This window comes from Pseudomonas quercus (assembly GCF_012033695.1).
Classification (GTDB): Bacteria; Pseudomonadota; Gammaproteobacteria; order Pseudomonadales; family Pseudomonadaceae; genus Aquipseudomonas; species Aquipseudomonas quercus.
Genome location: NZ_JAAVJI010000006.1, coordinates 76,061 through 96,042 on the forward strand (window position 1 = coordinate 76,061; position 19,982 = coordinate 96,042).

A 19,982-nucleotide genomic window follows, 5' to 3' on the forward strand; every position below is an offset into this window, starting at 1 on the left:
TTCTTTCACGACGCAGTAAATGCAAGCGATTGAAAGTTCTAGTGTTTTGTTTCTCCTAAGGGCTTAAAGGCGGTCTTATGAACGCTGCTGATGCGTGTTGATACGATCGACGAAAGGCAGTAACTAATTGTGACCAGATGAGTTTTAGGCTGTTTGCACGTCTAATCCTTTTTAACGCAAGGGACGTTCAAGCGGCAGGCACAGGCGTGCCGAGGTAGCGTTGGCGGAAACAGCGCTCGATCAACCGGCCCGGGAATGCGTTCTCCGGCCCTCTCACAGGCTTTACCGAATGTCCGATGTAGTTGAGCTGTACCTGACCTGCCCTAAAGGCCTTGAAGGCCTGCTGGCTGAAGAAGCGGCCACCCTAGGCCTGGCTGACGTGCGTGAGCACACCGCTGCTGTACGTGGGGAGGCCAACCTGGAGACGGCCTACCGTTTATGCGTATGGTCCCGGCTGGCCAACCGTGTGCTGCTGGTGCTCAAGCGCTTCCAGATGAAAAACGCCGAAGATTTGTACCACGGCGTGCGCGAGGTGGAGTGGGCCGACCATTTGGAGCCCACTGGCACGTTGGCAGTCGAATTCAGTGGCCATGGTTCGGGCATCGACAACACGCATTTTGGGGCGCTTAAGGTCAAGGACGCGATCGTGGACAGCCTGCGCGCCCCAGACGGCCAACGCCCAGGCGTGGACAAGCTCAACCCTGACCTGCGCATTCATTTACGCCTGGACCGCGGCGAAGCCATTCTGTCGTTGGACCTGTCGGGCCATAGCCTTCACCAGCGGGGCTACCGGCTGCAGCAGGGTGCTGCGCCGCTGAAGGAAAACCTGGCAGCTGCGATTCTCATTCGGGCCGGTTGGCCGCGCTTGGCTGCGGAGGGTGGCGCGTTGGCCGACCCCATGTGTGGTGTGGGCACTTTTCTGGTGGAAGCGGCCATGATAGCCGCCGACCTGGCACCGAACCTTCGTCGCGAGCGTTGGGGGTTCAGTGGCTGGTTGGGGCACGTTCCGGCGGTATGGCGCAAGGTACACGATGAGGCCAGCGCCCGAGCGCGCGAAGGGCTTTCACGCAAGCCCACTTGGATTCGTGGCTATGAGGCTGACCCCCGGCTGATCCAGCCGGCCCGCAATAACATTGAACGTGCTGGCTTGAGTGACTGGATCAAAGTCTACCAAGGCGAAGTCGCCACCTTCGAGCCGCGGCCCGACCAGAACCAGAAAGGCTTGGTGGTGTGCAATCCGCCCTACGGGGAGCGCCTGGGCGACGAGGCCAGCCTGGTCTACCTGTACCAGCATTTGGGCGAACGCCTGCGCCAGGCCTGCTTGAACTGGCAGGCTGCAATCTTTACTGCTGCGCCAGACCTGGGCAAGCGCATGGGGATTCGTAGCCACAAGCAATATGCCTTCTGGAACGGCGCCTTGCCTTGCAAGCTCCTGCTCCTGGATGTGATACCCCAGCAGTTCGTGACCGGTGAGCGCCGCACCGGGCCGGTTGACCCGGCCTCGCAGGCCAATGACCAGCCATCGAGCCCTGCACCGGCTGTGGCAGAAGCAGCACGGTTGAGCGAAGGCGCACAGATGTTCGCTAACCGCTTGCAGAAAAACCTGGTGAAGCTGGGCAAGTGGGCCCGTCGCGAGGGAATAGGGTGCTACCGCGTGTACGACGCCGACATGCCCGAGTATGCCTTCGCCATTGACCTTTACCAGGGCTGGGTCCACGTGCAGGAATACGCAGCGCCCAAGTCCATCGACCCTCAAAAGGCGCAGGCACGCTTGTTCGATGCACTGGCAGCGATTCCTGTTGCGCTGGGAGTAGACCCCAAACAGGTGGTGCTTAAGCGCCGTGAGCGGCAGAGCGGTACGCGTCAGTACGAGCGTCAAGGGACTCAAGGCGCCTTCATGGAGGTCACCGAAGCCGGGGCCCGCCTGTTGGTCAACCTCACTGACTACCTGGACACCGGGCTGTTCCTTGACCATCGCCCCCTTCGCACACGCATTCAGCGGGAAGCCGAAGGCAAACGGTTCCTCAACCTGTTCTGCTACACCGGGGCTGCCACTGTCCATGCCGCCAAGGGCAATGCCCGCTCCACCACCAGCGTAGACCTTTCACGTACCTATCTGGACTGGGCACGCCGCAACCTGGCGCTCAATGGCCTATCCGAGCGGCACCAGCTGGTTCAGAGCGATGTGATGACGTGGTTGGAGGCAGACCGGGGGGAATATGACCTGATCTTTATCGACCCACCCACCTTCTCCAACTCCAAGCGTATGGAAGGGGTGTTCGATGTACAGCGGGACCATGTGCGTTTGCTGGACCTGGCCATGGCCCGCCTCGCCACAGGCGGGGTGCTGTATTTCTCGAACAATTTCCGTCGTTTTGTGATGGACGAAGGCATAGCAGGCCGTTACGCCGTGGAGGACATCAGCCGGCACACCATCGACCCGGACTTTGCCCGCAACGAGCGCATTCACCGCGCCTGGCGAATCCAGGCTACGTGAGCGCTAGCCTCTTATCTGATACCGGGAGGGGTGACCACTGGCCACTATGCAAAATAATGGCCAGTGGCTATAAGTCTTGCAGGCCTGTGCGGGTGGAGCGCGCAGGTTTCATGAGTACTCTGTATGTTGCCTCGAACGGACACCGCAAAGATTTTCGGCTTCATCAATGAAGGCGCCAGCGCCTGGCGCGTTTTGCTGCTGGGGCTGCTACTTGGCCTTACTGTCACGGCTGCACTCGTCGTCACGTCAAGCCTGCTTTCCCGCCAGCAGGTCCAGCAGCGTTTCGAGCTGCTGGCTAGTGAGCGTACGGCACGCATCGAAGAGCGGTTGATGGACCAGACGGGACGGCTGGACAGCCTGCGGCGATTTGCTACCTGGGCCGAGCCGTTGACGGAAAGGGCATTTGAGGGCTTCTCTCAGCCGTTGCTGACGCGCACTCGGGGTTACTCCTGGATGCCTGTAGTCAGTGCACAGGACCGCGCACGGTTCGAAGCCCAGGCAGGCTTCCCTATACAAGTGCTAGGGCCTTCTGGCGAGCTGGTTGATTCGCTGCCAGCGCAAACGTATTTTCCAATCTATTTCAACACACTGGCCGGTGGAGGTAGGGCGCCCTATGGCTTCGATGTGGGCTCTAGCCCCGAACGACGCAGCACCCTCAACAACGCCTTGGCGAGCCAGGGGCTAGCCGCCTCCGCACCGCTGGACCTGATTGGCCTTGACTCACCCTATAACCGAGGGGTGCTGGTGGTTGCCCCAGTCTACCATTGGCGTACGCCTTCATCGGGCCAGGCGGCACCGCGGCTGCGAGGGTTCGTTAGCGCGATCGTCAGCGTGCACGAGCTCCTGGCCAATGGGTTGCCGGACCCTCAGGAAGATAATCTCTGCGTCCGTATCCTGGACCTCTCAAACCCAGGGCAACAGGAAGTGCTGTATGCCTCGGACAACCAAAGCGGTGATACCGGCCTGGCCATGAGCCGGTTGTTGCACCTTGCAGACCGTAGCTATCGCATCGAACTCAGCCCCAGCCAGGTATTCATGAGCAACAACCGGTCGGCAATCGCTTTGTCGATCGGAGTGCTTGGCACGTTGCTGACGCTGTTGCTGTGCGTGCTGTTGTACAGCCTGGTGACCCAGCGTCAGCGGGCCTTGCGCCTGGTCAGCCAGCGCACTGACGAGCTCAGCCGAAGCGAGCAACAGTTGCGCCATACCCATGCTCAGCTCAAGAGCATTCTGGATGCTGCGACCGAGGTGGCAATCATTGGTACGGACCTGTCCGGCATGATCACGACGTTCAACGCCGGTGCCGAGCGTATGTTTGGTTACAGCGAGACGCAGGTCACTCAACAGATGCGACTGGGGGATTTTCACCTTCACAGCGAACTGGCCAACCGTGCCGGTGAACTGGAGTACCGCCTTGGGCGACCTATTTCCACCATGGACGCCATGCTGTACAACGATGAGCCGTCGGGTTCCCCTGAGGCCCACCACTGGACCCTGGTACGTAGCGACGGATCAAGCTTGACCGCCAACATGCTGGTCACCGCGATGCACGATGAGCACGCCGAACTCATCGGTTACCTGGCTGTGTGTATCGATGTGACCGAGAGCCTGCGCACACTTCAGGCATTGGCTGCGCGCGACCGTCTGCTTGAGCGGCTCAGTGCAGAGGTACCCGGTGGCATCTTCCAGCTCAGGTTCGATAACGACGGTTCTTCAGCGTTCGTCTACGCCAGTCGCGGGCTGGAGGCTATCTACGAAATCGACCTGGCGACGCTGGCGCAAGACGCTTCGGGCGTGTTCGAGCGTGTTCACCCTGACGATGAAGCAGACTTGCGAGCGTCTATCGTGGTGTCCGCCCGCCAGCTGACTCGGTGGCAGGCCGAGTACCGCGTGTGCCTGCCGCTGCGCGGTGAGCGCTGGGTGCGAGGAGAAGCTACACCCGAACGGCTGGCAGGTGGGAGCGTGTTGTGGCACGGCTACCTTTCCGACATCAGCGACCTCAAGCGCGTGGAGCACGAGCTGCGCAGGCTGTCTGTTACCGACGCGCTTACGGGCATTCATAACCGTCGTTATTTTCAAGAGCGTTTGGAGGCCGAGCTTGACCGGGCCCGTCGTGAACGCTCAAGTTTGGCGATAGTGATGCTGGATATTGACCACTTCAAGCGCATCAATGACCGGTTTGGGCATCCTGTCGGCGATCGTGTGTTGCAGGCTATCTGTCGCACCTTCAGCCAGCGGCTGCGCCGTAACGATGTGTTTTGCCGCCTGGGTGGGGAGGAGTTTGCCGTACTGTGTGCGGGCAGCAACCTGGAGCAGGCGCACTGCCTGGCTATGGAGCTGTGGCAGGCGGTGAGGGGCACGCCTGTCGAGGGGGTAGGCCAGGTAACTGCCAGTTTTGGGGTGGCAGGCTGGCGCACTGGCGAAAGCGGCGAGGCCTTGCTTGCGCGGGCTGACGCCGGTGTGTACCTGGCCAAGCAGAGCGGGCGTGACCAGGTGGTGCAAGGCTGATATCAGGGCAAGGCGGCTGTCGTCGCCACACGAGGCTGGTTGTAGAGGTCCAGCAGCACCTGATCCAGCACTGAGCGAGCGCCCCACGGCTTGGGGTCGTTCAAGATGGCGACCACCGCCCATGTATTGCCGTTCACGTCCCGGCTAAAGCCTGCTATCGCTCGAACCGTGTTCAAGGTGCCAGTCTTGATATGCCCTTCACCGGCCATGGTCGTACGCTTGAGGCGCTTGCGCATGGTGCCGTCCATGCCCACCAGCGGCATGGAACTCATGAACTCCGCCGCATAGGGGCTACGCCAGGCCGCTTGCAGCAGGCTGGCCATTTCTCGTGCACTCACGCGCTCGGCACGGGACAGGCCGCTGCCGTTCTCCATGACCAGGTGAGGGGACGTGATGCCTTTTTTCGCCAGCCATTGGCGGATCATGCGCTGTGCGGCTTTGGCGTCATCAAGGTCGGCATCCGTACGGAACTGGGCGCCAATGGTCAGGAACAACTGCTGAGCCATGGTGTTGTTGCTGTACTTGTTGATGTCGCGGATGACTTCAGCCAGGTCCGGTGAAAAAGCCCTGGCGAGCAGGCGAGCATTCTTGGGGACCACGCCATCGCGGTCTGCACCGCTGATGCTGCCGCCCAGCTCGGACCAGATGGCGCGGATAGCACCTGCCGAGTAGGCGAAGTGGTCCAGTAGCGAGAGGTAGGTCTGCGAGCTGCAGCCATCGGCCAGTTGCCCACTGACCACAACATTGATGCCATCAGCCTGGGGCACCGGGTTGTACCGTACTTCGCCTGTGCACTTGCTGCCGGCAATGGCTTTGACCTGGTTGTCCAGGTGAATGGTGCCTATGGGCGGCTCTACCGCTACAGACACCTTGCCACCGTCATTGCGAGCAACGAAACGCATGGCTTTGAGGTTGATCATCAAAGCATCCGGGCGCACCAGGAATGGCGCGTTTTCGTCGTTGCCGTCGTCATTGAATGCTGGCAGCACGGGCTGCTTGAAGAAGCTGCGGTCCAGCACCAGGTCGCCTGTGATCTGTTGTACACCGTTGGCACGAAGGTCGCGCATCAGGAGCCACAGCTTTTCCATGTTCAGCTTGGGGTCGCCGCCGCCCTTCACATAAAGGTTGCCGCGCAATACGCCGTTGCTGAGCGTACCGTCGGTATAGAACTCGGTTTTCCATTGAAAGGTCGGCCCCAGCAACTCCAGGGCGGCGAAGGTGGTGACCAGCTTCATGGTGGAGGCTGGGTTGACGGACACATCGGCATTGAACAGGGTGGTGGAACCGGGGCCACTCAAGGGGAGCATTGCCAGGGACAAGGCATTGTCGTTGAGCTTGCTGGCCTTTAGGGCCTGTTCCACTTTGGGCGTAAGCCCGGCGGGGGCCGCGTGCAGCGGCGCAACACCTGCCAGCAGCAAGCCGGCAACTAACCAGGGGCGCAAGGTTTTGATCATGAATACAGAACTCTGAGGCGCGCTTGAAGTAAGGAGCATGAAAAGATGAAGGCTCCCGTTAAAGTTGCGCATTATGCCTGATGCACTGCCGGGCTGGGCGCAGACTGGAACCGGCTGTAGGAAAATTTACGTCTTGTGGTACACCCGCCCGGCAATTCTCGCGCTTAACTGATACAGTGCCGCGCTCGAAACTCATGAGGATTTACCCAATGGCTACAAACCGCTCCCGCCGCCTGCGCAAAAAACTGTGCGTAGACGAATTCCAGGAACTGGGCTTCGAATTGAACCTGGCGTTCAAGGAAAGCCTGAGCGAAGCCGAGATCGATGCCTTCCTGGTGGACTTCCTTCGGGATGCCATGAAAGCCAACGGCGTCGACTATGTAGGTGGCGATGATTTCGGCCTAGTGTGCCTGGCCAAGCGCGGCTCGGTCAGCGAAGAACAACGCGCCGCGGTCGAAACCTGGCTCAAAGGCCGTAGCGAACTGACCAACATCGAAGTCAGCCCACTGCTGGACGTGTGGTATCCGGAAAAGCCGGTCAACACCACCGCCGCCTGATGAATGCCTTGCAGGGCGCAGAGCGGCCGTTCGCGAACGGCTTCTGCCTCCTGCAAGGGCAGCGGCCCATGCTTGCAGCTGCCCTACACCACCGCGTTTCTTTTCGCGATGTCCAGCAGGTCTACCAGTGACCTGGCTTTTAGCTTGTTCATCAGCCGTTTCTTGTACGTACTGACCGTTTTGTTACTGAGAAACATGCCTTCCGCAATTTCCCGATTTGTCCGCCCCTGGGCAAACATCTGCAGCACCATCAGTTCACGGTCATTGACGTGTTGGAACAATGCCAACTCCAGCTTGCGTTCCGGATCATCGGTAGTGTCCAAGGTCAGGCTGGGAAAGTAGTTGTAGCCCGCGAACACCGCCCGTACCGCACTGACCAATTCCGTAAGGTCTTCAACCTTGCAGACATAGCCAGCAGCGCCCAGCTGCATGCAGCGCATGGCAAATAGCTGCGGGGCCTGCGCCGTCAGAACCAGAATGCGACAGGGCATACCCATGGCTTGAAAACGCCCTAGCACTTCCAGGCCATCCAGCCGAGGCAGGCTGATATCCAGGATAATCAACTGCGGCATGCGCTCGCGCACCATACGCATGCCGTCTACGCCATTGTCCGTTTCGCCAATGATTTCGTAGCCTTCGTTCTCAAGCACCATTCGCACGGCTAGCCGGCTGACCGGATGATCTTCAATGATAAGTACCGAACCCATTCCTGCATCCTTGTCGCAATCAGGAGCAGGACCTTAGCTCACTTGTGGCCTGGCAGGGGGTGGTGGCAGGTATATCAGACTATTCCATGTCAGTGGCCGCAGGCGCCCTTATACGGGGATCGCGCGCCCGGTCATTTCACTGGCCATTTCACTGGCATAGCTGTCTGTCATGCCCGCAATAAAGTCGATCATCCGCAGAAACGCAGCATGCAGAGGCCAGTTGGGCTCGGGGGCACTGCTGCCCATCAGGTCAAGAATTCGCCTGTTCTTGAAAGACAAGCGTGCCCCGCCGTGCTGTTCGAGCGCTGCGCCACAGAACGCATTGAGCAGTACTTCAAGGGTGGTATAGGCCCCGATTTCGTGGAGGGTCTTGCGCTTGTCCTGGAATATCTTCTGGCGCGCAATATCCTTGGCGCCCAGCACACAACGCTTGGCAGGGCCGGACATGTGTTCCACCAGGTCACCTGAAAGCGTCCCCGCCAGCAGTGCTTTCTGCTGCTCCACAAACGCCCTTGCCGCAGCATTGGTCAGGTGCTCGATCGCCTTGCCCCGCAGAATGGCGAGCTTGCGGCGCTGAGCCTCGCGGGCGCTCAGCTGCCGATAGGTTTCAGGAACGTCGTCACCGACCAGATCCAGCAGCAGGGTTTCCACTTCCTGATATTCGAGCAGGCCCATTTCAAGCCCATCTTCCAGATCGATCAGGGCGTAGCAGATGTCGTCTGCCGCTTCCATCAGGTAAACCAGCGGGTGACGTGCCCAGCGATGAGGCTCCAGTTGGGGCATCCCCAGGCGCCCGGCAATCTGTTCCAGCACAGGCAGTTCGCTCTGGTAGCAGCCAAATTTGTGTTTCTTGTAGCCTAGTGAATCTGCATGCCGGGCAGTCCAAGGGTATTTCAGGTACGTGCCCAATGTGGCATAGGTCAGGCGCATGCCACCTTCGAACTGGTGATACTCCAGTTGGGTCAGCACTCTGAGGCCCTGAGCGTTACCCTCGAAGTTGAGAAAGTCCAGGCGTTCGCTGTCGTTCATGCTGTCGAGCCAGCCGCGCCCAGCTGCCTGCTGGAACCATGAACGAATGGCATCCTCCCCAGAGTGGCCGAAGGGCGGGTTGCCGATGTCGTGGGCAAGGCAAGCGGACTGGACCACCATGCCCAGATCAGCAGCATCGCACCAGGCAGGTAGCTCACTGCGCAGGGTTTCGCCCACTTGCATACCCAACGAGCGGCCCACGCAGCTTACTTCCAGAGAGTGGGTGAGGCGGGTATGAATATGGTCATTGCTTGAGACAGGATGCACCTGGGTCTTTCGCCCCAGGCGCCGAAAAGCGCCAGAAAAGATGATGCGGTCGTGGTCCTTGTGGAAAGGGCTACGGCCGATCTCTTCGGCAGTGTGCAGGGGTTTCCCCAGCCGTTCGCGGGTAAGCAGTGTGTGCCAGTCCAAGGCAATTCTCCTTTAGCGTTGGCCTAGCTTCATAGCTTTGAAGGGCTGGAGCAACCACCAAACCGTATCAACGTCTGCTCGCACTCTGCAGCAGCTTGAGCAGCGGGACCAGGCTGACCGCCAGCTTGGTCAGCTTGCCCACGGTACCGATGCCACCTTTGCGGGCCCCTTTGCCTGACAGAAAGCCCAGCAGGCTTACCATACCCACACCCCACAATGGCGCATGACGCACGCCCAGGTTCTTCCCAAGGCCCTGGCCCATAGTACGGAACCGTGACAGTGGGTTGATCATTTGGCGTGAGGACTGGCGTATTTCCTGGCGGTGCATTTCCATACGCAGGCGGATCAGGGCCTTGCGCATTTCGCGGCGGTTAGCGCCAGTGGGCGCACTGTGTCGGTTCATGGCAACAAACGCTCCCGGTCGTTGGCAAGTTCTTCGAGGGTGGCGTGGAAAGGCGACGACTCATCGAAGATGGCTGCCTTGAGCCGCATGGCACAGAACAGGCCTGCAAGCAGGTAGAACACGCACAAACCAATCATGCCGGGGATACGGTAGTTATCCCACAACAGGATCAGCACCAGCCCCGATAACGCCACCAATGCCAGTAGGGCAAACACCAGTGACAGGCCGGCGAACAACAGCAGGCTCAGGGTGCGCGCCTTCTGTTCCTGCAGTTCGATGCCAAGCAGTTCGATATGGCTGTGCAACCACCCTAGCAGCGCGCCGCCCAGCCGACGACCAGCCGACCCGGTAGTCTCGCCTGCAGGCGGTGGGAGGGAGGTGGATTCGCTGTCTTGGTTCATATCAGCGCCTTGTAGCCAGCAGGCCTACCAGAAAGCCCACGCCAGCGGCGATGCCGACGGCGGGCAGCGGGTTAGCCTGCACGTAGTCTTCAGCTGCTACCAGTGCAGCAGCACCTTGTTCACGCAGTTGAAGCTCAGTTTCCTTGAGAGACGCACGGGCCTTGATCAGGCTTTCCTTGATCTGCTCACGCAGCTCATCGGCTTGCTCGCCTGCCAAGGTCGCCGTGTGTGCCAACAGCTTCTCGGTATCGCTGATGAGCGTCTGGAAATCTGCAGTCAACACGTCTTGAGCGGTATTCAGGGTATCGCGGGGCATGGCGTCCTCCTTGGTTGGGCTTTGAAGTTCGAGTCCCGTTGCCTCCCCAAGGTTCAGCGTTTAGCCAGACCATTTTCGCCACGGGCACTTTTGTGCAGTGCGGGCAAGCCTTGGGCAGGGTGAACGCAAAGCCACGTTCAGTGACGGTAGGCGTGCGGTGGCTGGCCCTATCGCAGGCGTCTAGAATGCAGAGACTGTGCCCTCAACCTGAAGGTCGCCCATTACCATGTGTCCAGAATGCCAGCTTTTTGTGGTGCTTAACTGCTCGCGCTGTGCGCTAGCCGAGTCAACCTTGTTGCCGCTCGTGGAGCATGGCCTGTGGTTGGAGCTGGTTGATGTACACGAAGCCGGTGGGCTGCCGCCAAGCTACCTGTCACGTGCGCCGCTGCTGCGCCGTGTAGACACAGGTGCCACGCTGGATTGGCCGTTCAACGCCGACCAGGTTGTTCACTTCCTGAAATAACCTGAGCTCTGCCAATCGCAGTAAAGCGTTGCACAATACGCTGCATTGGATTTGCGCAGGCTGGGGCGCGCGCACGTTGCCTTTGAAGGCACGTCAATTTATGCTGTATAAAAATACAGTATGCGCCCAGCGTTGCGCCAGCATTCTAAGGAAGGCGTGTGATCAATATTCAACAGCTTAAAACCAGCGTAAACCGCATGTCGCCGGAAACTGTCTTTGAGGCGGTGCTTGACCTGCGCCTTGATGGGCTGGTCATGGAAGGCAAAACGCCTTTTGGCAAGCTTCACTTCAATACCTGCTTTGCTGAAATCGAAGCGTTGTTCCAACGCGCGGGCTACCATCAGCGCCTGGACGTGGTAGGCCTCCAAGGGCAGGCTTATGCACTGTTCGACCCTGCCCGATGGGATGCCGTAGACGTACTTCGATGGCTTGAGGCACAGGCCAAGGCAATCGCGGCAGGCCAGCCGCAAAGCATTGTGCTTTGACCCCAGGCTTGGGCAAGGGATAATTCGTGACCTGTCAGTGATGAGCCTGCAAACATGAGTGCGTCAACGTTCGACCCTTCGGCCTCTCAAGCCAGCACTTTCTGCTTGCCACCCGGGCCTTGGCAAACGGTACTGGAGTGCCTTTCGGATCGCTTCCCCTCCGTAGGCTACGCGCGTTGGGCCGATCGCTTTGGCCGGGGCCGGGTATTGAATGCACAGGGGGAGCCGCTCTCTGTAGCGCACCCGTACCGCGTAGGCTTGCGCATCCATTATTACCGAGAGGTCGCTCAGGAAAAGCCCATTCCGGTGCAGGCACGTATCGTTCACCAGGACGATCATTTGCTGATCGCCGACAAGCCTCACTTTCTACCTGTCACGCCTGCCGGAGAGTTCGTCGAAGAGACCCTGCTGCGCAGGCTGATCCGCACTACAGGCAACCCGCACCTGGTGCCTCTGCACCGCATCGACCGGCATACGGCGGGCCTGGTGATGTTTTCCACCCAGCCGTCCACTCGGGGTCCTTATCAGCAGCTCTTCCCCACGCGGCAGATTACGAAGGTGTACGAAGCAATGGCGCCCGCTTTGCGCGGCCTCGTTTTCCCCCATGTGCGGCACAGCCGCATAGCGCGTGGCGAACCTTTCTTCTGCATGAGGGAGGTGGAGGGCGATGCCAACAGTGAAACCCGTGTGGAAGTCATCGATCACAATGGCCCTCTGTGGCGCTATCGGTTGTTTCCAGTGACCGGGCGCACCCATCAGCTGCGTGTCCATATGGCAGGCCTAGGCGCCCCACTGTGCAACGATCCCTTTTACCCTACTGTAACGCCCCAAGGTGTGCCGGATGATTATGAACGGCCGCTTCAATTATTGGCCAAAAGCCTGTCGTTCAAAGACCCGCTCACGGGCGACCACCGTAGCTTTGAAAGCCAACTGTCACTGCTGCCTCAGTTAGCCTGAAGAAGTTGACTCACGCCTGCCTTGAGATCATTCATCGTAAAAGGCTTCAGAAGCAGATGAGCCTGCTCTGACCCGAACCCGGCGGTCGGGACCGCGTTTTCCGAAAAACCTGTGATGAACAACACCTTCAATGTGGGGCATACACGAAGTGCCGCCTCTGCCAGTTCGTCGCCGCTCATTCCGCCAGACAGGCCTATATCCGTGACCAGCAGTTTCAGGTCAGGCAAATAAGGCAGTAGTGCGAGGGCCTGCTCTGCGGTCTCGGCTTTTGATACGTCGTAACCGGTGTCTTCCAACACCTCACCGACCAAGTCCCGGATGGCTGCCTCGTCATCGACCACCAGCACTTCGCCATTGATGCTTGAGCCAGCGGTGGTTCCACTGCGCGATGAAGAGGTAGGCGAGGCAGGGAGGGGCCCTTTGTACAAAGGAAGAAAGACGCTAACAGTGGTTCCTGCCCCTACCAAAGATTTGATTTGAGCTTCCCCCGAGGATTGCCGGGCAAACCCATACACCATGGATAAACCTAGCCCGGTGCCTGCGCCCAGGGGTTTGGTTGTAAAGAACGGATCGAAGGCGCGCTCCGCCACGTTCTGTGGCATGCCGGTCCCCGTGTCACTTACGCGTATGGCCACATACTCGCCTTCGGGCAAGGTCAAACCAGCAGTCGGTGCCTCAAGGCTCGTACGCAGCACCTCGACCTGCAAACGGCCACCTTGCGGCATTGCATCGCGCGCGTTGATGCACAGGTTCAGCACAACGTTTTCCAGCTGGTGTGCATCGCAGAAGCACCACACATCAGGGTCAGGTGTCACCAGCCGCAGGTCTACGCGGGGAGTAAGGGTGCGGCTGATCAATTCCTTCATGTCTTGAACAAGCAGCCCCGGGTTTACGGGTTTGCTGGCAAGCGTCTGGCGCCTGGCGTAAGCCAGCAGCCGATGAGTAAGCGAGGCCGCGCGCCCTGAGGCTGTCTGAGCCAGTGTCAGATAACGTTCCAGGCCATGGCTTTGACCTTGAGCAATGCGGGACTGAAGCAGCTCGAGGCTGCCAGCGATGACAGTCAGCAGGTTGTTGAAATCATGCGCCAGGCCACCGGTCAGTTGCCCAACAGCCTCCATTTTCTGGCTCTGCTGAAGCTGCGAACGCACTTGCTCCAGCGCGTCCTGGCGTTCTTTGAATAGCGTGATATCACGCGCCACTGCAAAATATTTCCCGTGGCGGTGCGCGATTCGCCAGTTCAGGTGAATAGGTGAACCATTCTTGCGAATGCCTGCCGTGTCTTGCTCAGCGATAGGGCGCTGGCGCAACTCCAGAAGCGCTTCATTAAGCTGCTGAGGCGGAATGAAGGCAGCGAAATGGCCACTTTTGAGCTCAGGTTCAGTCCAGCCTGTTTCATGTTCCCATGCCGGGTTCATGGCCAGGGGTTGCCCTTCCTCCGACAGTGCGCAGATCAGGTCCGGGGAAACATTCCAGATGCTGTCTCTCTCCTGAGTGCGGCGTTCTACTTCTTCCTCAAGGCGCTGGTTGATGCCCGCCATCATGTTCAGGTTTTGCCGGAAGAGTGCGCATACCACGGCCATGCCCAACGTCACTACGCCAAAGCTGATGCTGTTGGTCCAGGCCGACAGGCTTTCCTCAAAGCCCCGTGGGCCGATAAAGAAATACTGCGCTGCCAGGACCGCCAGCACGCTTCCTACAACCGAAGGGCCTACCCCGAACCAGAAGCCAGAGAACATCAGGCCGGGAATAAAAAACAGGTAGGGAAGGGCGGTGCTTGGCATTTGGGCGCGTATGGCACAGCAGAGAGAAACCACTGCTATGGCACCTATATACCGTACAGGAGCGGACCATTGATTGCGGGCAGTACGCTGAATGGCAGTAATCAGCGAAGGCAACAGGCTATGCAAAGGCGGGCTCCTGACGTGTTGGCTTGCCGGGCATTGCCTATGTGACCTCATGCCAGGGTAGAGGTGCGGCGAGCGGCAAAGCCATGCCGCCTGGCCAAAAAAAACCCGCGCAGGGCGGGTTCTTTATAACGTTCGCGAGGCTGTTGAGCAGGCCTGAAAACGCGAAATGGTCGGAGAGACAGGATTCGAACCTGCGGCCTTCTCGTCCCGAACGAGACGCGCTACCTGGCTGCGCTACACTCCGTTACGGGGAAGCATATCGCTGCGATACAGCAGCTGCAACCCCGTGATACTCAGCTGTTTAAGCCCCCGAAAAGCAGAAGCGTTACAGCTCCTTGACGGTGCGTACCTGGTCTTTGTTGACGCGGGTCTGCTTGCCATCAAGTTGTTCGATTTCATAGAAACCGGAGTCTTCATCGTACTTGGGCGTATCAACAGCCTGGATTTCACGACCATCGTTAAGGGTGATGACCGTTGGGGTGGAGCATCCCGCCAGCGCGGCCAGGCCTGCTGCGAGCAAAACGGCGGGAAGAATCCTATTGGACATTTCTAGTCTCCGAAAAGAGGTGTCTGGTTGACCCTCGTAAGACGCAACGCTAACGAGCAAGTTCCGCATAAGGTTCACAGGCTCGCCATCAGTTCGAGGGTGTTGAGGTTGCGCAAGCGCGCGTCATTGGCCGGGCAGTCCAGGGCCTGAGGTTCAAGCGCCAGCAGCACTCGCCGTGGGCTGCGCTCTCCCTCAGCCCAGGCGCTGACCAGGGCTGTGATCGCCGACGTGGGCAGCACGCAGATCAAAGGCTCCCATATACCGCCCTGACGCACAATCAGAGGCTTGTCAGCATGCATCGCCTGCGCGCTGAGCATGACCTGGATCAACGAAGCATCCACTGCAGGCACATCGCACGGCAGTACCAGCACACGCTCATGGCGCGCTTTGGCAAGCCCGGCGGACAGCCCTGCCATGGGCCCTGGGAAACCTGCCTCAGTATCCATGACCAGTTGGTCAGCGAAAACGGCATAGCGGTCGACGTTGCGGTTGCAGGAAATGATCAGGTCGTCTGTGAACTGCCGCACCTGCCGGTGCAGGTGCTCAATCATGGGCAGGCCTTGCCACGGCAGCAGCCCTTTGTCCTGCCCGCCCACTCGTGCACCCTGGCCGCCGGCCAATAGCAGGACGGAAGCGGGCGAGGCTATATCAGAGGCAGTGTTCATGAGGGCGGTTCGGCAGGAGAGGGGCCGTGTGATATAACATTCGGCGTTTTCCTCAACAACTGGAACGTGCAATGACCGCCAAGGCCGATGCTCCGTTTGTACCGCTCAATATTGCGGTACTGACTGTCAGCGATACCCGTACCCGGGAAACCGATACCTCCGGTCAGTTGTTTGTAGACCGTTTGAAGGCTGCTGGCCACCGCCTGGCCGCCCGCGTCCTGCTCAAAGACGACCTTTACCGAATACGCGCCCAGGTTGCCACCTGGATTGCCGAAGACGAAGTGCAAGTGGTGCTCATTACAGGTGGCACCGGGTTCACCGGGCGCGACAGTACGCCTGAAGCGGTAGCCTGCCTGCTGGACAAGCACATCGATGGGTTTGGCGAGCTGTTCCGGCAGATCTCCGTGGCCGATATCGGCACCTCTACCGTCCAATCCCGAACCCTGGCCGGGCTTTCCAATGGCACGCTTGTATGTTGCCTGCCGGGTTCTACCAACGCCTGCCGTACGGGCTGGGATGGCATCCTGGCCGAGCAATTGGACAACCGCCACCGCCCCTGCAATTTCGTTCCGCACCTCAAGCAGGCCGAGCCGTGTGAAAGCCGTGGGTGATGCATCCTTCAGGGGCTTGCTACCCCTGGGCGAGGCCCTTGAGCGCCTGTTGGCGCTAGCAGACAGTGGCCTTGTAAAGGGCACCGAGTGTGTGCCATTGGCAGCGGCCGACGGCCGCGTGCTGGCAGAGGCGCTCCATGCCGTCAGCGACCTGCCGCCGTGGCCTAACAGTGCCATGGACGGCTACGCCTTGGCCCATGCAGACTGGGTGGGTGAGCCGATGGAGGTGAGCCAGCGTATTTTTGCGGGCCATTCCCCAACGCCCTTGAAACCTGGCACCTGCGCCCGGATCTTCACCGGCGCACCTGTGCCCGAAGGCGCCGACTGCGTACAGATGCAGGAAAACGCACAGGTCGACGACGATGGCCGTGTGCATTTTACGCGGCCTGCGACGGCCGGCCTGAATATCCGGCCCCGCGGGCAGGAATGCACCGCAGGCGAGCGCGTGCTTGAGGCAGGTACACGCTTGGGCCCGATCGAATTGGGCCTGGCAGCGACCCTCGGCGCTGCCCACGTCACCGTTACCCGCAAGCCGCGTGTGGCTGTGTTGTCCACGGGCGACGAGCTGGTGGCCCCAGGCGAGCCCCTGGGGCCCGGGCAGATCTACAACAGCAACCGAACATTATTGTGCAGTTGGCTGGCCCGCACTGGGTGTGAGGTGGTAGACGCGGGCATCATCGTGGACGACCTGGCACTCACCCGTGACGCATTGGCCCGCCTGCATGAGGTCGATCTGATACTCACTACCGGAGGCGTGTCGGTAGGCGAAGCCGATTACCTAGGGCAGGCCCTGCGCGAGGGTGGCCAGCTGAGCCTGTGGAAATTGGCAATAAAGCCTGGCAAGCCCCTCACCGTGGGCCAATACCAAGGTACGGTGGTCATCGGGCTTCCTGGCAACCCGGCCTCTACATTGGTGACCTTTGCGCTGCTGGCACGGCCTTACCTGCTGCGGCTGATGGGTTGCACACGGGTACTGCCTCGGGGGCACAGGGTGGCCGCTGGGTTCAAATGGCCTGAAGGCAGCCGCCGGGAGTTTCTCCGCGCCCGCGTGCATGAAGGCCGTGCCGAGCTGTACCCCAACCAGAGCTCAGGCGTATTACGCAGCGCTGCCTGGGCCGATGGCCTGATAGAAGTGCCCGAAGGCCAAGCAGTGGCAGAGGGCAACACCGTGAACTTTATTCCCATGAGTGAGTTATTGGCCTGAGAAAATGCGCAGCGCTGGCGCTTTTCGCCTTGCCGTGCGGTCACATGCCCAATGACGGCTCAGCAAAGGGTGAATTACATGGAAACGCGCAAGGCATGGCTGATCCTGCATGGCAAGCAGGCATTGAACGAAGACGTTCGGGAAGCGGTAATGGCCCGGCGCGAGGAAGGCTGGGATATCACGGTTCGCCTGACCTGGGAGGGGGGTGACGCCGCCCGTTTGGTACAGGAAGGTCTGGCGGCAGGCTATACCACGCTCATCGCCGGTGGCGGCGACGGCACGTTGCGCGACGTGGCCGAAGCCCTGGCGCTGGCCGACAGTGATGCGACCTTGGCCTTGATGCCGCTGGGCACTGCGAACGACTTTGCCCGTGCGGCTGCCGTACCGCTGGAGCCTGCCGGGGCGCTGGCATTGCTGGATCAACCTGCACGCCCTGTGGACCTGGGTGAGGTAGGCGGCCAGCTGTTCTTGAATATGGCCACGGGGGGCTTTGGCAGCCAAGTCACAGCCAACACGTCCGAAGACCTGAAAAAAGTCCTTGGCGGCGCCGCCTATCTGTTTACCGGGCTGAGCCGTTTCAGTGAGCTGCATGCTGCAAAGGGCGTGCTTCACGGGCCGGATTTCCATTGGGAGGGCGAGCTTCTGGCGCTGGGCATCGGCAACGGCCGCCAGGCCGGTGGCGGTCACCTCTTGTGCCCGGAGGCGGTGGCCGATGATGGCCTGCTGGACGTAAGCATTCTGCCGGCCCCCACGGAAGTGGTGTCTACGCTCAAGGAATTGCTGTCTGGCGGGTTAGGGCTGGACGGCCTCTTCATACGTGTACGCTTGCCCTGGGTCGAGATACAGAGCGCTGAGGGCTTGGACATCAACCTGGACGGTGAGCCCCTTCAAGGTACTGACCTGCGCTTTGCCGCTCGCCCTGCGGCGCTTCGGCTGCACTTACCCTCGGATTGCCCACTACTGAGCCGACGGACTGCATGACAACCTCGGCCTGCCCCGGCTCAAGTTCCCCGGGGTAGCGCCGATAGCCCGTACATGTATTTATCCTACCGCCGGGGACTTTCATGGCAGGCATTCTTGACAGCGTTGACCAGCGCACCCAGTTAGTGGGTGAAAACCGCCTGGAAATCCTCATGTTCCACCTGGCGGGCCGCCAACTGTTCGCGATCAACGTGTTCAAGGTCCAAGAGGTATTGCAACTGCCCAAGCTCACGTTGATGCCTCAACGTCACCCGTTTGTCTGTGGCGTGGTCAACCTGCGTGGCCAGACGCTGCCGGTCATCGACTTGTCCCAGGCCATTGGTATGCGCCCTCTACAGCCTGGCCCGGACAGCACCATCATTGTCACGGAGTACAACCGGTCGGTGCAGGCATTTCTGGTGGGCGGTGTGGACCGCATCATCAACATGAACTGGGATGCCATCCTGCCGCCCCCGACCAGCGCCGGGCGTCAGCATTACTTGACTGCCATCACGCGGGTTGAAGACAAGCTGGTCGAGATCATCGACGTTGAGAAGGTGTTGGCGGAGATCGTGCCGTACAACGCCAAGGTGTCCAAGGAAAAGCTCGAAGACGCGATGCTTGCCAAGGCGCGGGGCCGGGAAATTCTGCTGGTGGATGACTCCACCGTAGCCCTTTCGCAGCTGCGCGATACCCTCTCGCAGCTTGGCACGATACTGCATGTGGCCAGTGATGGCCTCAAGGCCCTGCGCCTGCTGCAGAAGTGGGCTGACGCCGGTGAAGATGTGTGCAGCAAGCTGCTCATGGTGTTTACCGACGCTGAAATGCCGGAAATGGACGGTTATCGGCTGACGACTGAGATCCGCCAGGACCCGCGCTTGCGCGAGCTGTATGTGGTATTGCATACGTCGCTCTCGGGAAGCTTCAACGAATCCATGGTGAAGAAAGTGGGCTGCGACAATTTCCTGTCCAAGTTCCAGCCAGACAAACTGGTGGAAGTGGTGCGCCAGCGCCTGGAAATGGAACTGGGCTGAGTTCGCAGGCAGCGGTTCGGTTAAGCTGTGGGCCTCGCCACCTGGATGCCTGCTCATGCGCCTGACCGCCCTGTACCGTTACCCTGTCAAATCTGCCCAGGGCGAGCTGCTTGAGGCCTCCCCTGTAGAGCCTTTGGGGCTGGCCGGCGACAGGCGGTGGCTGCTTGTGGAAGAGGCCAGTGGTCGTTTCCTTACACAGCGTACATTGCCGGTAATAGGTCAATTGTCGGCCCTTTATAACGCAGCTGGCGGCCTTGACCTGTGCGCGCCGGGCCTGCCTGCGCTGCACGTGGCGTTGCCCGACGCTGACAGCGACTTGCGCGGCGTGATTATCTGGAAAGACACCCTGCGTGTGCCGGATGCGGGCGACGCGGCGGCCGAATGGGTGAGTGCCTTGATCGGCAAGCCTTCACGGCTGGTGTACGTGCCTGAGCACCGTGCTCGCCCATTAGGGGTTGGGGACGGTGAACCTGATGACCGTGTGGCGTTCGCCGATGGTTTTCCTTTGTTGCTGATCAATCAGGCCTCCGTGGATGACCTGTCCTCGCGTGTTGGCCGAGAAATGGCCATGCTGCGCTTTCGGCCAAACCTGGTCATCGATGGTGCAGGTGCTTACGCCGAAGACGGGTGGAAGCGCTTGCGGATAGGCAACGTGGATTTTCGCCTGGCGTCCCCTTGTGCCCGCTGCATCATGACCACTATCAACCCCACCACTCACGAGCGTGACAGTGATCGTGAACCCTTGAATACGCTCAAGGGTTACCGGTTGCGGGACGGCGGCATCATGCTCGGGCAGAACCTGATTCCGGATGGGCGGGGTGTAGTGGAAGTGGGGATGGAGGTAACGGTGCTGGAGTAAAGGCTGC

Annotated in this window: 20 protein-coding genes and 1 tRNA gene; 11 read left to right on the top strand and 10 right to left on the bottom strand. The window is 60.0% G+C overall.

Going from position 1 to position 19,982, the window contains the following annotated elements:
- The first annotated feature begins 289 nt into the window (after window positions 1-289).
- Entirely contained in the window at window positions 290-2,497 is a 2,208-nt protein-coding gene (gene rlmKL / locus HBH25_RS12300; protein WP_168084200.1) for a bifunctional 23S rRNA (guanine(2069)-N(7))-methyltransferase RlmK/23S rRNA (guanine(2445)-N(2))-methyltransferase RlmL, read from the top strand.
- Window positions 2,498-2,620: 123 nt separating this feature from the next.
- Complete coding sequence (locus tag HBH25_RS12305; RefSeq protein WP_168084201.1) at window positions 2,621-5,005, top strand: sensor domain-containing diguanylate cyclase; 2,385 nt, start codon at window positions 2,621-2,623, stop codon at window positions 5,003-5,005.
- A gap of 2 nt (window positions 5,006-5,007) precedes the next feature.
- On the opposite strand, the gene dacB is transcribed toward HBH25_RS12305, so the two are convergent.
- The gene (gene dacB / locus HBH25_RS12310; protein WP_168084202.1) at window positions 5,008-6,459 is read right to left on the bottom strand and encodes a D-alanyl-D-alanine carboxypeptidase/D-alanyl-D-alanine endopeptidase; all 1,452 of its coding nucleotides are present in this window, start codon (window positions 6,457-6,459) and stop codon (window positions 5,008-5,010) included.
- Between the two features lie 209 nt (window positions 6,460-6,668).
- On the opposite strand from dacB, the gene HBH25_RS12315 reads away from it, so the two are divergent.
- Window positions 6,669-7,016 (top strand): YggL family protein, encoded by a 348-nt coding sequence (locus tag HBH25_RS12315; protein ID WP_168084203.1) that lies wholly within the window; start codon window positions 6,669-6,671, stop codon window positions 7,014-7,016.
- Between the two features lie 83 nt (window positions 7,017-7,099).
- Here the strand turns inward: HBH25_RS12315 and HBH25_RS12320 are convergent, their stop codons facing one another.
- The 5 genes from HBH25_RS12320 to HBH25_RS12340 form a co-directional block, all read right to left on the bottom strand.
- Window positions 7,100-7,723 (bottom strand): response regulator transcription factor, encoded by a 624-nt coding sequence (locus tag HBH25_RS12320; protein ID WP_168084204.1) that lies wholly within the window; start codon window positions 7,721-7,723, stop codon window positions 7,100-7,102.
- A 108-nt stretch (window positions 7,724-7,831) separates the two neighbouring features.
- A complete protein-coding gene (locus HBH25_RS12325; RefSeq protein WP_168084205.1) occupies window positions 7,832-9,163 on the bottom strand; it encodes a deoxyguanosinetriphosphate triphosphohydrolase in 1,332 nt (443 codons plus the stop codon).
- Between the two features lie 67 nt (window positions 9,164-9,230).
- A complete protein-coding gene (locus HBH25_RS12330; RefSeq protein WP_168084206.1) occupies window positions 9,231-9,566 on the bottom strand; it encodes a hypothetical protein in 336 nt (111 codons plus the stop codon).
- Window positions 9,563-9,967, bottom strand: coding sequence for a phage holin family protein (locus tag HBH25_RS12335; protein ID WP_168084207.1), 405 nt, complete (start codon window positions 9,965-9,967; stop codon window positions 9,563-9,565). Before HBH25_RS12335 ends, HBH25_RS12330 begins: the two co-directional genes overlap by 4 nt.
- A gap of 1 nt (window position 9,968) precedes the next feature.
- Window positions 9,969-10,283 (bottom strand): ElaB/YgaM/YqjD family protein, encoded by a 315-nt coding sequence (locus HBH25_RS12340; protein WP_168084208.1) that lies wholly within the window; start codon window positions 10,281-10,283, stop codon window positions 9,969-9,971.
- Between the two features lie 226 nt (window positions 10,284-10,509).
- On the opposite strand from HBH25_RS12340, the gene HBH25_RS12345 reads away from it, so the two are divergent.
- From HBH25_RS12345 to HBH25_RS12355, 3 genes are all read left to right on the top strand, one after another.
- Complete coding sequence (locus HBH25_RS12345; RefSeq protein WP_168084209.1) at window positions 10,510-10,746, top strand: glutaredoxin family protein; 237 nt, start codon at window positions 10,510-10,512, stop codon at window positions 10,744-10,746.
- 158 nt (window positions 10,747-10,904) lie between these two features.
- A complete protein-coding gene (locus tag HBH25_RS12350; RefSeq protein ID WP_168084210.1) occupies window positions 10,905-11,231 on the top strand; it encodes a transcriptional regulator in 327 nt (108 codons plus the stop codon).
- 54 nt (window positions 11,232-11,285) lie between these two features.
- Entirely contained in the window at window positions 11,286-12,188 is a 903-nt protein-coding gene (locus tag HBH25_RS12355) for a pseudouridine synthase (protein WP_168084211.1), read from the top strand.
- Here HBH25_RS12355 and HBH25_RS12360 read toward each other — a convergent pair.
- The 4 genes from HBH25_RS12360 to mobA all read right to left on the bottom strand — a co-directional run bounded on the left by HBH25_RS12360 (window position 12,176) and on the right by mobA (window position 15,307).
- Entirely contained in the window at window positions 12,176-14,146 is a 1,971-nt protein-coding gene (locus tag HBH25_RS12360) for an ATP-binding protein (RefSeq protein ID WP_267874397.1), read from the bottom strand. The two genes, HBH25_RS12355 and HBH25_RS12360, sit on opposite strands and share 13 nt — an antisense overlap.
- A gap of 116 nt (window positions 14,147-14,262) precedes the next feature.
- Window positions 14,263-14,339, bottom strand: a tRNA-Pro gene (locus tag HBH25_RS12365).
- A gap of 81 nt (window positions 14,340-14,420) precedes the next feature.
- Window positions 14,421-14,642 carry a YgdI/YgdR family lipoprotein gene (locus HBH25_RS12370; protein WP_168084213.1) on the bottom strand — a complete coding sequence of 74 codons (222 nt, stop codon included), beginning with the start codon at window positions 14,640-14,642 and terminating at the stop codon, window positions 14,421-14,423.
- A 74-nt stretch (window positions 14,643-14,716) separates the two neighbouring features.
- On the bottom strand, window positions 14,717-15,307 hold the full coding sequence (gene mobA, locus HBH25_RS12375; RefSeq protein WP_168084214.1) for a molybdenum cofactor guanylyltransferase MobA: 591 nt from the start codon (window positions 15,305-15,307) through the stop codon (window positions 14,717-14,719).
- A gap of 71 nt (window positions 15,308-15,378) precedes the next feature.
- On the opposite strand from mobA, the gene moaB reads away from it, so the two are divergent.
- The 5 genes from moaB to HBH25_RS12400 all read left to right on the top strand — a co-directional run bounded on the left by moaB (window position 15,379) and on the right by HBH25_RS12400 (window position 19,975).
- Window positions 15,379-15,918 (top strand): molybdenum cofactor biosynthesis protein B, encoded by a 540-nt coding sequence (gene moaB, locus HBH25_RS12380; RefSeq protein WP_168084215.1) that lies wholly within the window; start codon window positions 15,379-15,381, stop codon window positions 15,916-15,918.
- The gene (locus HBH25_RS12385; RefSeq protein ID WP_324616894.1) at window positions 15,902-17,122 is read left to right on the top strand and encodes a molybdopterin molybdotransferase MoeA; all 1,221 of its coding nucleotides are present in this window, start codon (window positions 15,902-15,904) and stop codon (window positions 17,120-17,122) included. The genes moaB and HBH25_RS12385 overlap by 17 nt, the downstream gene beginning before the upstream one ends.
- A 78-nt stretch (window positions 17,123-17,200) precedes the next feature.
- Window positions 17,201-18,103, top strand: coding sequence for a lipid kinase YegS (gene yegS / locus HBH25_RS12390; protein WP_168084217.1), 903 nt, complete (start codon window positions 17,201-17,203; stop codon window positions 18,101-18,103).
- Window positions 18,104-18,186: 83 nt separating this feature from the next.
- Window positions 18,187-19,116 (top strand): chemotaxis protein CheV, encoded by a 930-nt coding sequence (locus HBH25_RS12395; RefSeq protein WP_168084218.1) that lies wholly within the window; start codon window positions 18,187-18,189, stop codon window positions 19,114-19,116.
- Window positions 19,117-19,171: 55 nt separating this feature from the next.
- On the top strand, window positions 19,172-19,975 hold the full coding sequence (locus HBH25_RS12400) for an MOSC domain-containing protein (RefSeq protein WP_168084219.1): 804 nt from the start codon (window positions 19,172-19,174) through the stop codon (window positions 19,973-19,975).
- Window positions 19,976-19,982 lie beyond the last annotated feature (7 nt).

What these genes read in the sequence shown, in the direction of transcription:
- rlmKL (WP_168084200.1), top strand. Translation starts at nt 290, where the DNA reads ATGTCCGATGTAGTTGAGCTGTACCTGACCTGCCCTAAAGGCCTTGAA.
- HBH25_RS12305 (WP_168084201.1), top strand. Translation starts at nt 2,621, where the DNA reads ATGTTGCCTCGAACGGACACCGCAAAGATTTTCGGCTTCATCAATGAA.
- dacB (WP_168084202.1), bottom strand. Translation starts at nt 6,459, where the DNA reads ATGATCAAAACCTTGCGCCCCTGGTTAGTTGCCGGCTTGCTGCTGGCA.
- HBH25_RS12315 (WP_168084203.1), top strand. Translation starts at nt 6,669, where the DNA reads ATGGCTACAAACCGCTCCCGCCGCCTGCGCAAAAAACTGTGCGTAGAC.
- HBH25_RS12320 (WP_168084204.1), bottom strand. Translation starts at nt 7,723, where the DNA reads ATGGGTTCGGTACTTATCATTGAAGATCATCCGGTCAGCCGGCTAGCC.
- HBH25_RS12330 (WP_168084206.1), bottom strand. Translation starts at nt 9,566, where the DNA reads ATGAACCGACACAGTGCGCCCACTGGCGCTAACCGCCGCGAAATGCGC.
- HBH25_RS12335 (WP_168084207.1), bottom strand. Translation starts at nt 9,967, where the DNA reads ATGAACCAAGACAGCGAATCCACCTCCCTCCCACCGCCTGCAGGCGAG.
- HBH25_RS12340 (WP_168084208.1), bottom strand. Translation starts at nt 10,283, where the DNA reads ATGCCCCGCGATACCCTGAATACCGCTCAAGACGTGTTGACTGCAGAT.
- HBH25_RS12345 (WP_168084209.1), top strand. Translation starts at nt 10,510, where the DNA reads ATGTGTCCAGAATGCCAGCTTTTTGTGGTGCTTAACTGCTCGCGCTGT.
- HBH25_RS12355 (WP_168084211.1), top strand. Translation starts at nt 11,286, where the DNA reads ATGAGTGCGTCAACGTTCGACCCTTCGGCCTCTCAAGCCAGCACTTTC.
- HBH25_RS12360 (WP_267874397.1), bottom strand. Translation starts at nt 14,146, where the DNA reads ATGAGGTCACATAGGCAATGCCCGGCAAGCCAACACGTCAGGAGCCCG.
- HBH25_RS12370 (WP_168084213.1), bottom strand. Translation starts at nt 14,642, where the DNA reads ATGTCCAATAGGATTCTTCCCGCCGTTTTGCTCGCAGCAGGCCTGGCC.
- mobA (WP_168084214.1), bottom strand. Translation starts at nt 15,307, where the DNA reads ATGAACACTGCCTCTGATATAGCCTCGCCCGCTTCCGTCCTGCTATTG.
- moaB (WP_168084215.1), top strand. Translation starts at nt 15,379, where the DNA reads ATGACCGCCAAGGCCGATGCTCCGTTTGTACCGCTCAATATTGCGGTA.
- yegS (WP_168084217.1), top strand. Translation starts at nt 17,201, where the DNA reads ATGGAAACGCGCAAGGCATGGCTGATCCTGCATGGCAAGCAGGCATTG.
- HBH25_RS12395 (WP_168084218.1), top strand. Translation starts at nt 18,187, where the DNA reads ATGGCAGGCATTCTTGACAGCGTTGACCAGCGCACCCAGTTAGTGGGT.
- HBH25_RS12400 (WP_168084219.1), top strand. Translation starts at nt 19,172, where the DNA reads ATGCGCCTGACCGCCCTGTACCGTTACCCTGTCAAATCTGCCCAGGGC.